A 15705-nucleotide genomic window follows, 5' to 3' on the forward strand; every position below is an offset into this window, starting at 1 on the left:
CATGGTGAAATCATCATGAGCCTTTGTCATCTCATCTATTCTAAAAAAGAGGCCCTTATGCTTCCTGTTGTTGCCTTAGTGGGACGTCCTAACGTCGGCAAATCTACATTATTTAATCGCCTTACACGCAGTAGGGATGCACTGGTTGCCGATTTCCCAGGGTTGACTCGTGACCGTAAATACGGCCAAGCAAAAGTGGCTGAGCAAGAGTTCATCGTGATCGATACTGGTGGTATTGATGGGGATGAAGAAGGTATCGATGCGATGATGGCGCAGCAATCGTTGCAGGCCATCGAAGAAGCTGATGCGGTACTGTTTTTAGTGGATGCTCGGGCTGGAATGACAATCGCCGATGAAGCGATTGCTCACCATTTGCGTAGACAAGATAAAAAAGTATTTTTGGTCGCCAACAAAACTGACGGTATCGATGCAGATACGGCTTGTGGTGAATTTTATGCTTTAGCCTTGGGCGACGTGCATCATATTGCCGCGGCACATGGTCGTGGGGTTAATATCTTGCTGGAAGAAGCCTTGCGTCCTTTTGTGACCGAACAACATGCGCAACAAGCGCTAGAAGGTGAAGATACCGAACTCGATTTAGACAATGAATTGAGTGAAACTGAGCTCGATCAGTTAGCTCAGCAGTTTGCTGATATGCCTATTAAATTAGCGATTGTCGGCCGACCTAACGTCGGTAAGTCAACACTGACCAACCGAATTTTAGGTGAAGAGCGGGTCGTCGTTTACGATATGCCGGGCACTACGCGTGATAGCATCTATATCCCGATGCAACGTGAAGACCAAGATTATATTTTGATCGATACTGCTGGCGTGCGTAAGCGTGGCAAGGTGACCGAGACGGTTGAAAAATTTTCGGTGATTAAAACCTTGAAAGCCATTGAAGATGCCAATGTAGTGATGTTGGTCATTGACGCACAATCGGGGATTTCTGATCAAGATTTAAGTCTGCTAGGTTTTGTGCTTAATGCGGGGCGCGCGCTGGTTTTAGCGGTCAATAAATGGGATGGATTAGATAACGACCATAAGGAGCGAATTAAGAGTGAATTAGATCGCCGATTAGGGTTTATTGACTTTGCTCGAGTGCACTTCATTTCTGCATTGCATGGAACAGGCGTCGGCCACCTATATGAATCGGTACAAGAGGCTTATAGCAGCGCCACCAAACGTGTTTCAACTTCTTTACTGACTCGTATCATGCAGATGGCACAAGATGATCACCAACCTCCATTGGTTCGCGGTCGTCGAGTTAAGTTGCGTTATGCGCATGCGGGTGGATATAACCCACCAAGAATTGTGGTCCATGGTAATCAAGTGAACTCCTTACCTGATTCTTATAAACGTTACTTAATGAATTATTATCGTAAGGCGCTAGAGATTATGGGAACGCCGATCCGTGTAGAATTTAAGGAAGGCGAAAATCCATTTTCTGATAAAAAGTCAAAATTGACTTTGGCACAAGAGCGTCGCCGTAAAAAAATGCAAAGCGTGAGTAAATATAAAAAATAGCTGGAGTGAGTCATGAGTCATGAAATCGCTTGTCCTGAATGTGACGGTGAGTTAATCCCTGAACATGAACATTGGTTATGTGTTGCTTGCCATCACCGATATTTACAACGGGTCCATTGCGATAAATGTGATGCAGAATTGGAAATACTGAAAGCTTGCGGTGCGGTGGATTATTTCTGTAAGCACTGTAATGAACTAAAGTCCAAAAAGGCGATGATTCAGCGCTTTGAACGCTGTGAATAAACGAAAGGCGGTTTTTACCGCCTTTTTTATATCGTTAAATACCCGCTATGTTTGCTATGAGGTGCGTTTGGCGATGCTATGTAAAATATTTGACCATTGTTGGTAGATCATAAAATGCCCTTGTTTAGGGATGACTTTTAGTTGAGCATTTGGTACCGATGTTGCGAATCGTTCGGCGAGAACTAAAGGAATATGCCGATCAACTTCGCCATGCCATAAGCTTGTCGGAATTTGAATATCGGCAATATTAAAGCCCCAGTCTTTCATGACTCGTTGTACTTCATCAGAAAATGCGCTGCCACCCTGTATTTTGGCTTCTTTGAGGTAACGCGTAAATTTGTCTCGAAACTGCGGGCTATTAAATAACTCGACATCGGCTCCGTCCAAATCTTTGGCTAATACTTTAAACAGCTTATTCGGATCTTTGTGTAAACCTTTTTCTAAGATATTGGTAAATAGTCGGTGCATGCTGGGAAAGTCACGCGCCAATTTCATATGCATTCGGTATAGCTTGGCGGTGGCTTGATAGTCACTATCTAAAACTAGTGCATCACCAGAACTCACCATGGTGAGATGGCTAATTTTACTCGGTATTTTGGCGGCGCAACAGGCTGCGTATACTCCTCCGGTGGCATAGCCAAGTAACTCAACTTGATCAATATTTAGGTATTCGAGCAAGGCACAGAGATCTTCAGACCATTGCACAAAACTATAATTTGGATGGTAGTCGGAGCCGCCAAAACCAGGTCGATCGATGGTGATTAAACGCAGCCCGAGCTGCTTTGCTAAGTCTTGTTCATCGAAGAAGTTCTCTAAGCGACTGCCTAGAATGCTATGGCAGTAAATTACCGGTGTCCCTTTGTCGCTACCAAATTCTTGATAACATAAGCGGCGTTGATCTGGCAGGGTAAAAAACAAGGTTTGATTACTAGAGTTATGCTCGTCTAACGGGAGTAAAGCTCTACTATTTTGCGATAACATTCCCCAAGGTCCAGTAAGTACCAAGCTGGCTAACTCGCTTTGACTACTGACCCCTGTTTTTTTAAAAACCGATTTTAGCTGAGTTCGAACGGTGTTATAGCTGACGTAAATTTTGTCGGCAATATCGGATGGAGACATTCCTTGGGCAATGTAGTTTACAATCCGTGCTTCTTTTGGACTTAAGCTATAGCCTTCGGCAAAAGCGCGTAAATCTAGCTCAATATCCGGCCGTGAGGGCGAGATAAATACCACCACACTGGCATTGCGCTCCAAGGCAGGGTTTTGTAAATGATCGACAGGACTTAAGATCACCATCGTTTGAGCTGTACTTTGATTATCGATTTGGATCGGTAGCCCGCGACTACTTGACTCTCCTGGCCCCAAATTTGATAACTCTGTGACATATTGTTTCAGTAACGCTGTTGATTTGCTTTGCTGTGTGGTTAAGGTTCTGCCTTGTTGATAAAGCCCCTGCTTTAACTGAAGAGTCTCTTCGGCGAGTTCATTGGTTAATAATATTTCGTTTTGGGCATTGACTAAGATCACACCCACAGGAATGTGGTCTAACAGCGAATTTAATGAATGATTTTTTTCTTCCAGCTTATAGATGCGCTTGGCGATGTTTAACGCTTGGTTGAAGTGCTCTAGTAGCAACTGATTGCGTTCTGAATGATGGGTTTGTTCCATCAATAGGGTTGGAGAGACGGCGTTTAGCATTTGGCTTAATTTGGCTGATGAGTTGTCGTGCTCAGTTTCAACTTGAGTTCGTTGAATCTCAGGCATCATATACAGCTGTTCAAGCAGGTCTGGCCAATATTCGGGTTCTGCCGCTGCTCGGTAGATCATGCCGATTAACTGTTCCCGATTATCGACGAAGGTTAGCTCGAGTTCCTTGGTGCTATCCAGAGATTTCATATTTTTACTGCTAATTTACTTGTATTACAATTAATTGATTATATGCGATTGGCATACACTTTGCGTCTTCTTGGGTTTAGATGCTGAGTTTATTTATAGCAAAAATTTCGGCGTCTAGTTTAGCCCCTTTAATTTTAAGATAGTTTTACAAAAAAACACATCAAATTTAACGCTTCACTCATAAGTTGTGAAGCGTACGAAAGATTGTCGATAAGATTAGAGTTTGTTGATTTGTAATGATTATTTTTTCATTGGTTTGTGACTTGTGGGGTAAATTGTTCATATAAAGTGTACCTCTCTAAAACAAAGTAGACCCTGTAGCATCAAGTGTCACAAGCGCTGAAAAAAAGGATTCGCTAAAGCATTTTACTCTTTATTGAGTGGGTTTGCTTGGCGAAATATCTCTGGTTGCGTTGTAAGCTCGCTCCACGAACATGATTTGCTACAAGAGGTTAGCTGTGTTTAAGAACTGATGTTTGCTTTTCGTTGTCCATCGACAAATTGCAGCGTGACTTCGTCTCCAACTTGTAATTCGGCGGCATGATGCACGAGTTGTTGTTTATGACTTACCATTGTAAAACCTCGTTCTAAAACCCGCAGTGGGCTTAGGGCATCTAATTGTCGAGTTTTGGCGATGAGTTGTTGTTGATAACGGGCTTGTTGCTGCGTGATTATTTGTGACATATTTTTTAATAAGTTATCGAATTGATTTGCTTGCTGTGTGAGTTGTGCAGGAAGTTGGCTTTCGATAATGGCTCGACTGACTCTGTTATATCGGTAGTTAGCCTGCGCTAAGCTGCTAGACATCGCGCGCTCCAAGCGTAGTGATAGATGGTCAAACCGTTGTTGTTGTTGTTGCAATACGTGCTCAGGGGATTGTGCATAAATGCGCTGTTGTAAATTTGTCAGTTGCCATTGCTGTTGTTTCAGCAGCTGAGAATAGCGGTTGTTTAGCTGTTGGTTGAGATAGCTTAATCTTTGCTCGATGTGGCTAGCCTGTTGGCTGACGATTTCCGCTGCAGCAGAAGGGGTTGCCGCTCGTACATCGGCAACTAGATCGCTGATACTATGATCAATCTCGTGGCCAACCGCCGAAATGATGGGCAGGTTAGAGTTAAATATGCAATTGGCTAACCGTTCATCATTGAAGGCGGATAAATCTTCTTTAGAACCACCCCCACGGCCAACAATCAACAAATCAACTTCCTGACGTTGATTCGCTCGTTCGATCATGGCGCAAATTTGAATGGCTGCTTGTTCGCCTTGCACTGCTGCTGGGTAGACGATGACTTTGATGGCTGGTGCTCGTCGAGCCAGTACCGACAAAATGTCCTGTAAGGCGGCCCCTGATGCGGAACTTACCACTCCAACCGTTGACGGATACTCCGGTAGTGCTTGTTTAGCTGCTTCGGCAAATAAGCCTTGGGCGGCGAGCTTATACTTTAATTGCTCAAATGCTTGCTGGATGGCGCCATCCCCGGCGGGATGAATGGCTTCAATGATTAACTGGTAATCCCCTCGAGGCTCATACATGGTGATGTTGGCTTTCACTAGCACCTGCATTCCAGACTCGGGCTTAAAAAGTACTTTGCGATTGGTATTTTTAAACATGGCACAACGGACCTGCGACCGTGAGTCCTTCAGGTTGAAGTACCAATGCCCTGAAAATGGCGCTGAAAAGTTAGATATTTCACCTTCCAACCAAACTGTCCCCAAACAACGCTCTAGTAAACGTCTAACTTCCTGGTTTAATTGACTTACGCTGAAGACATTTTGGGTGATTTGATTCGCTTGCATCAGCGCTCTCGTGGGTAAATTGAAAATAATGTAAGAAAATAACATTTTTCAATTTACCTTGACTAGCTTTATACCTATAATCCGTCCGCAATATTTTCCCGTTTATTAACTGATTTAGGCGAATGTTGCTATGCTGAGAATTTCCAAAGAAGCCTTAACCTTCGATGATGTACTACTACTTCCTGCACACTCTGAAGTACTCCCTAACACTGCCAGTTTGGCCACTCGTCTAACTAAAGATATCAATTTAAATATTCCGATGGTTTCTGCGGCCATGGATACTGTTACTGAGGCGAGTTTTGCGATCGCTTTAGCTCAGGAAGGTGGCATTGGCTTCATTCATAAAAATATGAGTATCGAACAACAAGCCAATGAAGTGCGTCGCGTGAAAAAATTCGAAGCTGGGATTGTGCTTGAGCCGATTACGGTGACGCCAGACTTAACTTTGGGGCAGATTGCGAAGTTACGCCAAACTCACGGTTTTGCTGGCTTCCCCGTGGTGACAGAAGCTAATGACTTAGTTGGTATTGTCACAGGACGTGATTTACGTTTCGAAACCGATTTTTCTAAAACAGTTTCGCAGGTGATGACCCCGAAAGAACGTTTGGTAACCACTACCGATACTTCCCGTGAAGTGGTTGAAAAGCTAATGCACGAACACCGTATTGAGAAAATGTTGGTGGTTGACGATGCCTTTAAACTCACAGGTTTAATCACCGTAAAAGATTTTAAAAAAGCAGAGCGTAAGCCGAACGCTTGTAAAGACAGCTTTGGCCGCTTGCGTGTTGGTGCTGCTGTTGGCGCTGGTGCTGGCAACGAAGAGCGGGTTGATGCGCTGGTAGAAGCAGGGGTCGATGTCTTATTGATCGATTCATCTCACGGGCATTCGCAAGGAGTGCTTGATCGCATTAAGGCCACTCATGATAAATACCCTGACTTACAGATTGTTGGTGGTAACGTTGCCACTGCCGCTGGTGCGATAGCCCTCGCGGATGCTGGTGTTAGTGCAGTAAAGGTGGGGATTGGCCCAGGTTCAATTTGTACAACACGTATTGTTACTGGTGTGGGTGTCCCACAAATTACCGCGGTAGCTGATGCGGTGGAAGCGCTTAAAGGTCGTGATATTCCGGTGATCGCCGATGGTGGTATTCGTTTCTCTGGTGATATTGCGAAAGCCCTGGTCGCCGGTGCATCTTGTGTGATGGTGGGTAGTATGTTTGCTGGCACCGAAGAAGCGCCTGGAGAAATTGAACTTTATCAGGGGCGTTCGTTTAAATCTTACCGCGGTATGGGCTCTTTAGGTGCAATGTCTCAGGGTTCATCAGACCGTTATTTCCAAACCGATAATGCGGCAGATAAATTGGTGCCCGAAGGGATTGAAGGTCGGGTGGCTTACAAAGGTCCAGTGAAAGCGATTATTCACCAGCAAATGGGTGGTTTGCGCTCTTGTATGGGGCTGACTGGCTGCGCCACTATCACCGAACTGAATACCAAAGCCGAATTTGTTCGGGTGACCAGTGCCGGAATGGGCGAAAGTCATGTCCATGATGTGACCATTACTAAAGAAGCACCAAACTACCGTATGGGGTAGATTTTTATAGCATAACTACTCTCTAAGCACCTGTAGGTGCTTAGTTTTATCAGCCTAATGAAGTAAGTGATTATGAGCAGAGATATCCACGAACATCGTATTCTAATTTTAGATTTTGGATCGCAATATACCCAATTGATCGCCCGCCGTATTCGTGAAATAGGGGTTTACTGTGAACTTTGGGGCTGGGATGTAGAAGAAGCCGACATTAGAGAATTTGCACCTAACGGTATCATCTTAGCGGGTGGGCCAGAGAGTGTCACAGAACATGATTCGCCTCGAGCCCCCGAGTATGTGTTTAGCGCTGGCGTTCCTGTATTAGGGATTTGTTATGGCATGCAAACAATGTCTGAGCAGCTTGGCGGGAAGGTGATTCAAGGTGAAGGTGAGCGGGAGTTTGGTTATGCTCAGGTTGAGGTTATTAGCCCATCACCTTTATTTAAAGCGATTGAAGACACGGTTGCCGATAATGGTAATGCCTTGTTAGATGTTTGGATGAGCCATGGCGATAAAGTTTCGGCTATTCCTGCAGGATTCACCACGATTGCGAAAACACCGAGCTGTGAATTTGCCGCGATGATGAATCAAGACAAGCAATTTTATGGCGTTCAGTTTCACCCTGAGGTGACTCACACTCGCCAAGGTTTACGGATGTTAGAACATTTTGTGAAAGATATCTGTGGCTGTGATGCTTTGTGGACTTCTGAATCGATCATTGAAAATGCGGTCGCAAAAATTAAGCAGCAAGTGGGTGATGATGAAGTTATTCTTGCGCTAAGTGGTGGCGTTGATTCCTCGGTTGTTGCCATGCTTATTCAGCGAGCCATTGGCGATAAACTTACTTGTGTGTTCGTGGATAACGGTTTATTGCGTTTGCACGAAGGCCAACAAGTAATGGACATGTTTGGCAATCACTTTGGTTTGAACATTATTCATGTGCAGGCACAAGATCGTTTCTTAGATGCGATGGCGGGTGAAAGTGACCCAGAGAAGAAGCGCAAAATTATCGGCCATGTTTTTATTGATGTTTTTGATGAAGAGTCGAAGAAACTAAAAAATGCCAAGTGGCTTGCCCAAGGTACGATTTACCCGGATGTGATCGAGTCTGCGGGTGCTAAAACCGGTAAGGCACATGTGATTAAATCTCACCATAACGTCGGTGGCTTACCCGATGATATGGAAATGGGCTTGGTTGAACCTTTGAAAGAGCTATTTAAAGACGAAGTGCGCAAAATTGGTCTGGAGCTAGGCTTACCCTACGACATGTTATACCGCCACCCATTTCCTGGGCCTGGTTTAGGGGTACGGGTACTCGGTGAGGTGAAGAAAGAGTACTGTGATCTATTGCGCCGTGCCGATGCTATTTTCATCGAAGAATTGCATAAACATGATTTATACAATAAGGTAAGCCAGGCTTTCACGGTATTCTTACCTGTGCGTTCAGTCGGTGTGATGGGCGATGGACGTAAGTACGATTGGGTTGTATCGCTGCGTGCTGTTGAGACTATCGATTTTATGACAGCACATTGGGCTCATTTACCCTATGACTTCCTTGGTCATGTGAGCAACCGAATTATCAATGAAGTCGATGGTATTTCTCGTGTGGTCTATGACATTTCGGGTAAACCGCCTGCGACGATTGAGTGGGAGTAGACTAAGTTATAAACAGTTAACCAGGTCTTTATAAATCAATGAAATGCCAGTCAGTAATACTGACTGGCATTTTTTATGGTGATTCTTACTCTTCAATCGTCGGCTTGGTAGCCTCTGCGAATTGCCTAGCGATAATTAGTGGAACTCTGTTTCAGCTTATTCACTTTTCGCATCAACCACCAAGCGAAAATGGCGGTTTATCAGAGAAGTGTGTTCAAACGTGGCTGTCTCGCCGTTTATCTTGAGCTTTCGAGTACCATCACATAGTGCATGAACATCATGTTGTTTCCAACACTGATTAAAGTCGGCTGACACGTTTTTCAATTCATCCTCTAAGGCTTTGATATCGCTATCGTGACTTGTATTAGCATGGTCACGACGACACTGGATAATATGTGGGGGTGCTTCCTCTTCCCTATGGAGAAAAATTTCCCGCAGAGCAGGGTTAGTAAAAAGCATTGGTAATAGATTACGTCTCTCGGAAGGGCGACTCGAAACTAAACAGATGGTTGGCTGCATCGTTATAAGCAAACACAACACACCGTTTTGCGTTTGATTTGAATATAATCATGTTGATTGGCTGGGGCATGTCTTGATGGTATGTTGCAGTGACAAGCTGAGCATGTGTACTTATCATTATCAACATAATGGGTTATTTTAATTGGCTTGTTTAAGTCCTTCTTATTTTCCGTGACCCAGCTCTAAGATTATTTTTTTTAATGCTTATTTCGTTTGTTTGTTGTTCGCGCTTTACTTTGTTGAGTCATATTTAGGGCATAAAAAAAGCCACTGCAATAGCAGTGGCTAAAAATTCTTTTTGACAGACAGGGTCAAAATTAGAAACAGGGAGTCAGCAAAAGGCTGACAAATGCAAACACAACATAGCAATCAAAGTAACTACAAATCCGGTATTTACTTAAAGGGGCCTGACGTAACACCCTGTATTATGGCGCTATGTCAGGCCCCTTCACTTGATTGCGTGTGCATAGTAGTCTGCAACTAGCCGTACAACAACAGATAATTTATAATGCAGAAAGATTAGAAAAACTTATCCGTTAATGGGGTGTAAATATGGCGCGTCGTTTGCCGCCTTTAAATGCTTTAAAAGCATTTGAGGCCGCCGCAAGGCACCTAAGCTTTACTCGTGCAGCTGAAGAACTATTTGTGACTCAAGCCGCTGTGAGTCACCAAATTAAAGCTTTGGAAGAATTTCTCGGCCTCAAATTGTTTCGTCGTAAAAATAGAGCCTTATTATTAACAGAAGAAGGACAAGGTTACTTCTTAGATATTAAAGATATTTTTATTTCGCTTACTGAAGCGACAGATCGCTTGTTGGCGCGAGGTGCCAAAGGGACGATCACAGTCAGCCTCCAGCCGAGTTTCGCGATCCAGTGGTTGGTACCGCGTCTATCTCAATTTAGTGAGATGCATCCAGACATTGATGTACGGATCAAGGCTGTTGATCTTTATGAGGGGTCCTTGAGTGAAGACGTTGATGTGGCGATTTATTATGGTCGAGGCAATTGGGCAGGCTTGCGAGCCGATAAGTTGCATACTGAGTATTTAGTGCCAGTGTGTTCACCAAGTTTATTAGTGGGAGATAAGGCGCTCACTAAACCAGAGGACTTACAATTTCATACCTTGTTACATGATACCGCTCGTCACGATTGGAAAGCCTGGTTTAAGTTAGTCGGCCTAAGACAAATGAATGTGAATCATGGGCCGATATTTTCTCACTCAACTATGGTGTTGCAAGCTGCGGTATACGGTCAAGGCGTGGCCTTGGGGCATAGTGTGTTGGCAAAGCCTGAAATAGAAGCTGGGCGTTTAGTATGTCCTTTTGAACAAGTTTTGTTGAGTAAGAATGCCTACTATATGGTGTGTAAGCCTAGTCAGGCAGAACAAGGGAAATTAGTTGCTTTTCGTGAGTGGATGATTTCGTTAGTGGAACATGAGCAGCAAGAATTCGTTAATGAAGGCTTGGTGGAAATTTAAGAAAGGTTAGTCATGAAGCAATTCACTTGGCCATTTAGGGCCTTGGTCGCTGTGTCTGGTGCTTTTTGCGTGATTATGGGTGCAGGAGCCGCCCATGGTTTTAGTCGTTTTTTGGGCGCAGAGCAGCTGCAATGGATAAATACTGGCGTGTTTTATCAATTAGTTCACCTCGCGGCTGCATTGGCTGTGGTTCAGCGCCATCGATTAACGGCTCTGTTGTGGGTTGTCGGTGGTTGGTTGTTCGCGGGTAGCTTATACTGTTTAGCTTTTTTCGGTTCTAAGGTATTTGGGCCAATTACGCCTCTAGGTGGACTGATATTGATTATTGGTTGGTTATCTTTGGTTTGGTCTAGTAAGAATATGAGTTATGACAAATAGTATCATTTTATATTGTCGCACTGGTTTCGAGAGTGATTGTGCAGCAGAAATCCAGTTTCATGCGGAACAATTGGAATATTTTGGTTATGCCAAGGCTGCTGCAGAGTCTGGTTTTGTTGAGTTTAGCTGTTATCAAAATGAGCACACCATAAGCCTCTACCAAGCGATTGATTTTCGAAATTTGATTTTTGCACGTCACTGGTTTTTGGCTTTACTGGAACTGGAATTAGATGAGCGTAATCGGGTTGCATCGATATTGGCGATTGATCAGAAGTTACCACTTTGTGGCAGCTTGCGTTTGGAATATCCTGATACCAATGAAGGAAAATCTTTATCCGCATTTTGTAAGAAATTTACACGTCCCTTAGAGCATGCGCTGATAAAACACCAGTGGTTAAGTAAAACGCAGAACTTAAAGTTGCCTGCGATGCAATTGTTCTTTACGAGTGGAACCCATTGTTGGTTGGGTTATTCAGATACCCGTAACGGTAATCCGCAAGCGAATGGTATCTTACGACTCAAGTTTCCCAACCAAGCACCCAGTCGTTCGACCTTGAAGTTAGATGAAGCGTTTATGGTTTTGCTGAATGATCAAGAACGAGAACAATATTTAGAAAATGGTCAGCATGCGGTTGATTTAGGCGCCTGCCCCGGTGGATGGACCTATCAATTGGTGAGACGAAATATGTTCGTCGCAGCCGTTGATAATGGGCCAATGGCGCAGTCTTTGATGGAGACGGGTCAGGTACAGCACTTTCGTGAAGATGGTTTTAAGTTTCAGCCGGAACGCAACAATACTAGTTGGTTAGTCTGCGATATGGTTGAGAGACCAGCCAAGGTGGCTAGGTTGATGTTGAAATGGCTCGCTAATGGTTGGTGCCGTTATGCAATGTTTAATTTAAAATTGCCAATGAAGCAACGTTTTGCTGAAGTAAATCAAGATCTGAATATGTTACGTGAAGGTTTAGCCGAATTAGGATTTGAGTCTGAGGTGAGGGCTAAGCAGTTATATCATGATAGAGAAGAGATCACGGTATTTGCTCGAATTATTTGAGCTGAATTGGGACTCGTCAGAAATGTAAATATAAGCTATCTAATTGCGGTATAAAGGCAGTCTATGCTGCCTTTCATCGGTGCTCTGTGTCGCTTATAGGCGCTCTAAGATAGCTTGAGTGAATTCCTTCGTGCCTGCAATACCACCCAAGTCTCGAGTGGTTCTATCGCCGCTGGCAATCACATCTTTTACTGCGCTTAAAATGGCCGTGGCCTGCGTTTCCATACCCAAGTATTCGAGCATCTGAATACTCGCTAAAATAACCGAGGTGGGGTTGGCAATGTCTTGGTCAGCAATATCTGGGGCGCTACCGTGAACGGCTTCAAAAATTGCGGCTTGTTCACCGATATTTGCGCCTGGAGCCATGCCCAGGCCGCCAACCAAACCTGCACAAAGGTCTGAAAGGATATCGCCAAATAGATTGGTTGTGACCATCACGTCGAAGCGCTCTGGGTACATCACTAAGTTCATACAAGCGGCATCAACAATCATCTCTTCCGATTCGATATCCGGATACTGCCGAGAAATTTCTCGAGCAACCTCTAGAAATAAGCCTGAGGTGGATTTCATGATGTTGGCTTTATGGATGGTGGTTACTTTCTTACGGCCTTCTCGGCGAGCTAGTTCATAAGCAAATTTTACGATGCGCTCGGCACCTTCGCGAGTCACTATACTCATGGCTTCGGCGCTGTTGCCATCTTCGCTACGTTTTTGACCCAGGCCTGAGTACATCCCTTCGGTATTTTCACGTACGGTAATAATATCTATGTTTTCGTAACGTGCTTTAGTCCCAACAAATGAACGTACTGGGCGAATATTCGCATATAGGTCGAAGTGCTTACGCATAGAGACATTAATTGAAGTGAAGCCGGTTCCGACTGGCGTGGTTAATGGGCCTTTTAGGGCAATACCATTTTGTTCAATCAGTTGTAATGATTTTTCGGGTAATAGGCTGCCATCACTTTCTAATGCGGCGAGGCCCGCATTGGCATAATCATACTCGAAACCACAACCTGCTTTGTCCATTATTGCGATGGCGCTTTCGATAATACTTGGTCCAATACCATCTCCAGGTATGACGGTGATTCGTCTTGTTGACATATATCTTCCTAATTCGTAGGTATTTTTATTATCTAAATAAGGGGAGGAGGTAACACTCCGTGTTATTACCCGAGCGAATGGGTTCGGGCAACAATGAGTTTACAATTTTTTAACTGAATACTCAAAAATATTTAGTTTCCAACACTGATTATAGGTCAGATTTCGCCCCAAATAACAACATTTTGAATGCTGAAGAGATCTTATCTCGGTAGGTTTTGATTGGTTTTAATACAGTTTAGCGCAGACTATTCTCTACAATTTACGCTGGTCTTGATTAGCAGGAAAATAATTATCGACGATCAACAGGCCTTGGGGTTATAACGTAATAGTTTCAATGAAAAACCAAGTTTTAAATCGGTTCTTAAGCTGAGCAATTTATGCGCGAGTTGTAGCTCATTAGCGTGCGCTTGAACTTTTGAGGCAAGCTTGTTATTGGTGCTGTTATCATCGAGAATCGCTTGGGTATCAGGATAATTTTTAAGTAGCGTTTGCGCACTTTTCTTACCAATACCGGGTACGCCTGCCACATTCACTCCATTGATGCCAACCAAGGCCCAATAATCGTTTAGTTGTTTGATCGCGATCCCAAACTTCTCTTCGACTTGCTCGATTGAAATATACTCCCGTCGAAAATAGTCATATAAACCGACACCAGCTGAGAGTAATGAGTAGTAGCCTTGATCAGTGGAAATAATGGTTACCGGGTAGTTAGCTGCAATTGCTTTACTGGCGAGCGTGGCACAAATGTCATCGGCCTCTTCGTTAGCCGCAAAGATTGAATCGATCCCCATATCTAATAGTTGGTCTTTTAATGTCTCCAATTGTTCAGCTAATAGCTCGGGCATTGGAGAGCGGTTTTGTTTGTATTGTGGATAAAGCTGCTCTCGCCAAGCCGAACGTTCGCCATCGAATACAGCGACAATATGGGAAGGCTGAAGGCTTGACACTATTCGTTTACAGGCGCTCGAGAGCGCCTGCTGAGTTGATTGACTTAACGAGTCGCGAGGGCTACGTTGCTGCTGAACCGCATAAATTCTACGGATTAAATTTAAAGCATCTATCACGACGAAGTGTTGACTCATTGAGGCAGTTCTCTGTCTTGTTTAATTTGATTTTTAGCGATTTTATAGCATGGCTCATAGTTGCTACCAGGTAATTTCATCCGCTGCTGTTTTACAAAATCTTGCAGTAGCTTATCTAGCATGTTCATTATTTCAGGATCACCATCGATAATGAATGGCCCATGCTCTTCGATTTGTTTTATACCTTCATCTTTTACATTACCACTCACGATGGCGGAGAACGCTCGTCGTAAATTTGCAGCTAATTCTTGGGGGGCTTGATCGTAGTGCAAATTTAACTTTTCTACGTTTTGATGAATAGGAAGAAAAGGATGTTGAAAGCTACTTTCTATTTTTAGGCTCCAGTTGAAGGAATAGGCATCACCAATAGCACGTCGATAGTCTTGGATCTTGGACATCGATGATTTGACGACTTGCGCGGCACTTGCAGGGTCGTCGATAATAATTTGATAGTGTTTCTGTGCTTCGATACCGAGAGTTTTGCCGATGAATTTGTCAATGCTTCTAAAATAAGCTTCACTAGATCTAGGTCCGGTGAGGACGATTGGTAAGGGCTGACGAGCATTTTCCGGATGCATCATAATGCCAAGTATATACAGTAATTCTTCAGCGGTTCCCGCACCACCGGGGAAGATAACGATGGCGTGGCCCATTCGAACAAATGCTTCTAAGCGTTTCTCTATATCGGGTAGAATGACAAGCTCATTAACAATGGGGTTTGGTGGTTCGGCTGCGATGATGCTGGGCTCCGTTAAACCAATGTAACGACCGTTGTTTACTCGTTGTTTGGCATGTCCGACAGTGGCACCTTTCATTGGACCTTCCATTGCTCCAGGGCCACAGCCAGTGCAGATGTTTAATTCTCGCAATCCCAATTGGCTTCCCATCTCTCGAGTATATTGATACTCGTTTTCGTTGATCGAATGTCCGCCCCAGCAAACGACTAAGTTTGGTTCAATTCCAGGGTGAATCACTCGAGCATTACGTAGCATGGAAAAAACTAAATGGGTGATATGTGGTGATTGATTAAAATCTAAATAAGAGAGTTTTTGGATTTCATTAGAAACATACAAAATATCACGTAAAACGCTAAATAGGTGTTCTTGAATACCGCGGATAATTTCGCCATCCACAAATGCTTCTTCTGGTGCATTGATTAACTCGAGTTTTACGCCACGTTCCCTACTAAGGACTTTAATGTCAAAGTTTCGATAGCGTTCTAAAATCTCACGGCTGCTGTCGGTTTTACTTCCCGAATTGAGTACTGCAAGGCTGCAGTTTCGGTATAGGAGATAAATATCTTTAGAGGCACTTAAAGCAAGTTGGTCGACTTCTAGTTGTGATAACAAGTTCATGCTACCAACAGGATTTATATGGGTAATCATCAA

Annotated in this window: 13 protein-coding genes; 7 read left to right on the forward strand and 6 right to left on the reverse strand. The window is 43.9% G+C overall.

The genetic code is table 11. From position 1 onward, the window contains the following. Nucleotides 1-57: 57 nt before the first annotated feature. Nucleotides 58-1527, forward strand: a complete 1470-nt coding sequence (gene der, locus ACRRSX_RS07165) for a ribosome biogenesis GTPase Der (protein ID WP_432453882.1) — start codon at nt 58-60, stop codon at nt 1525-1527. A gap of 12 nt (nt 1528-1539) precedes the next feature. Beyond that, a complete protein-coding gene (locus tag ACRRSX_RS07170) occupies nt 1540-1770 on the forward strand; it encodes a zinc ribbon domain-containing protein (RefSeq protein ID WP_432453881.1) in 231 nt (76 codons plus the stop codon). Nucleotides 1771-1824: 54 nt separating this feature from the next. On the opposite strand, the gene ACRRSX_RS07175 is transcribed toward ACRRSX_RS07170, so the two are convergent. Both ACRRSX_RS07175 and xseA read right to left on the reverse strand, forming a co-directional pair. Further along, nucleotides 1825-3666: an alpha/beta fold hydrolase gene (locus tag ACRRSX_RS07175; protein ID WP_432453880.1), complete on the reverse strand. Its 1842-nt coding sequence runs from the start codon at nt 3664-3666 to the stop codon at nt 1825-1827. A gap of 462 nt (nt 3667-4128) precedes the next feature. After that, entirely contained in the window at nt 4129-5508 is a 1380-nt protein-coding gene (gene xseA, locus ACRRSX_RS07180) for an exodeoxyribonuclease VII large subunit (RefSeq protein ID WP_432453879.1), read from the reverse strand. An 85-nt stretch (nt 5509-5593) separates the two neighbouring features. Between xseA and guaB the strand changes: the two genes are divergently transcribed. Both guaB and guaA read left to right on the forward strand, forming a co-directional pair. Next, nucleotides 5594-7054, forward strand: a complete 1461-nt coding sequence (guaB, locus tag ACRRSX_RS07185; protein WP_432453878.1) for an IMP dehydrogenase — start codon at nt 5594-5596, stop codon at nt 7052-7054. Between the two features lie 72 nt (nt 7055-7126). Next, nucleotides 7127-8707: a glutamine-hydrolyzing GMP synthase gene (gene guaA, locus ACRRSX_RS07190; protein WP_432453877.1), complete on the forward strand. Its 1581-nt coding sequence runs from the start codon at nt 7127-7129 to the stop codon at nt 8705-8707. A 156-nt stretch (nt 8708-8863) separates the two neighbouring features. Here the strand turns inward: guaA and ACRRSX_RS07195 are convergent, their stop codons facing one another. Continuing rightward, nucleotides 8864-9226 (reverse strand): MmyB family transcriptional regulator, encoded by a 363-nt coding sequence (locus ACRRSX_RS07195; RefSeq protein WP_432453876.1) that lies wholly within the window; start codon nt 9224-9226, stop codon nt 8864-8866. 552 nt (nt 9227-9778) lie between these two features. On the opposite strand from ACRRSX_RS07195, the gene ACRRSX_RS07200 reads away from it, so the two are divergent. From ACRRSX_RS07200 to rlmM, 3 genes are read left to right on the forward strand one after another with little or no spacing between them, the layout of a single operon-like run. Then, the gene (locus ACRRSX_RS07200; protein ID WP_432453875.1) at nt 9779-10702 is read left to right on the forward strand and encodes a transcriptional regulator GcvA; all 924 of its coding nucleotides are present in this window, start codon (nt 9779-9781) and stop codon (nt 10700-10702) included. A 12-nt stretch (nt 10703-10714) separates the two neighbouring features. Next, on the forward strand, nt 10715-11080 hold the full coding sequence (locus ACRRSX_RS07205; protein ID WP_432453874.1) for a DUF423 domain-containing protein: 366 nt from the start codon (nt 10715-10717) through the stop codon (nt 11078-11080). Next, entirely contained in the window at nt 11070-12134 is a 1065-nt protein-coding gene (gene rlmM, locus ACRRSX_RS07210) for a 23S rRNA (cytidine(2498)-2'-O)-methyltransferase RlmM (protein WP_432453873.1), read from the forward strand. The genes ACRRSX_RS07205 and rlmM overlap by 11 nt, the downstream gene beginning before the upstream one ends. A 93-nt stretch (nt 12135-12227) precedes the next feature. Here rlmM and ACRRSX_RS07215 read toward each other — a convergent pair whose 3' ends face one another. From ACRRSX_RS07215 to ppnN, 3 genes are all read right to left on the reverse strand, one after another. Further along, complete coding sequence (locus ACRRSX_RS07215) at nt 12228-13235, reverse strand: isocitrate dehydrogenase (RefSeq protein ID WP_432453872.1); 1008 nt, start codon at nt 13233-13235, stop codon at nt 12228-12230. 299 nt (nt 13236-13534) lie between these two features. Then, the gene (xni, locus tag ACRRSX_RS07220; RefSeq protein ID WP_432453871.1) at nt 13535-14317 is read right to left on the reverse strand and encodes a flap endonuclease Xni; all 783 of its coding nucleotides are present in this window, start codon (nt 14315-14317) and stop codon (nt 13535-13537) included. Further along, complete coding sequence (ppnN, locus tag ACRRSX_RS07225; protein ID WP_432453870.1) at nt 14314-15702, reverse strand: nucleotide 5'-monophosphate nucleosidase PpnN; 1389 nt, start codon at nt 15700-15702, stop codon at nt 14314-14316. Before ppnN ends, xni begins: the two co-directional genes overlap by 4 nt. Nucleotides 15703-15705 lie beyond the last annotated feature (3 nt).

The organism is Agarivorans sp. QJM3NY_30 (assembly GCF_050870855.2).
Classification (GTDB): domain Bacteria; phylum Pseudomonadota; class Gammaproteobacteria; order Enterobacterales; family Celerinatantimonadaceae; genus Agarivorans.

What these genes read in the sequence shown, in the direction of transcription:
- der (WP_432453882.1), top strand. Translation starts at nt 58, where the DNA reads ATGCTTCCTGTTGTTGCCTTAGTGGGACGTCCTAACGTCGGCAAATCT.
- ACRRSX_RS07170 (WP_432453881.1), top strand. Translation starts at nt 1,540, where the DNA reads ATGAGTCATGAAATCGCTTGTCCTGAATGTGACGGTGAGTTAATCCCT.
- ACRRSX_RS07175 (WP_432453880.1), bottom strand. Translation starts at nt 3,666, where the DNA reads ATGAAATCTCTGGATAGCACCAAGGAACTCGAGCTAACCTTCGTCGAT.
- xseA (WP_432453879.1), bottom strand. Translation starts at nt 5,508, where the DNA reads ATGTTATTTTCTTACATTATTTTCAATTTACCCACGAGAGCGCTGATG.
- guaB (WP_432453878.1), top strand. Translation starts at nt 5,594, where the DNA reads ATGCTGAGAATTTCCAAAGAAGCCTTAACCTTCGATGATGTACTACTA.
- guaA (WP_432453877.1), top strand. Translation starts at nt 7,127, where the DNA reads ATGAGCAGAGATATCCACGAACATCGTATTCTAATTTTAGATTTTGGA.
- ACRRSX_RS07195 (WP_432453876.1), bottom strand. Translation starts at nt 9,226, where the DNA reads ATGCAGCCAACCATCTGTTTAGTTTCGAGTCGCCCTTCCGAGAGACGT.
- ACRRSX_RS07200 (WP_432453875.1), top strand. Translation starts at nt 9,779, where the DNA reads ATGGCGCGTCGTTTGCCGCCTTTAAATGCTTTAAAAGCATTTGAGGCC.
- ACRRSX_RS07205 (WP_432453874.1), top strand. Translation starts at nt 10,715, where the DNA reads ATGAAGCAATTCACTTGGCCATTTAGGGCCTTGGTCGCTGTGTCTGGT.
- rlmM (WP_432453873.1), top strand. Translation starts at nt 11,070, where the DNA reads ATGACAAATAGTATCATTTTATATTGTCGCACTGGTTTCGAGAGTGAT.
- ACRRSX_RS07215 (WP_432453872.1), bottom strand. Translation starts at nt 13,235, where the DNA reads ATGTCAACAAGACGAATCACCGTCATACCTGGAGATGGTATTGGACCA.
- xni (WP_432453871.1), bottom strand. Translation starts at nt 14,317, where the DNA reads ATGAGTCAACACTTCGTCGTGATAGATGCTTTAAATTTAATCCGTAGA.
- ppnN (WP_432453870.1), bottom strand. Translation starts at nt 15,702, where the DNA reads ATGATTACCCATATAAATCCTGTTGGTAGCATGAACTTGTTATCACAA.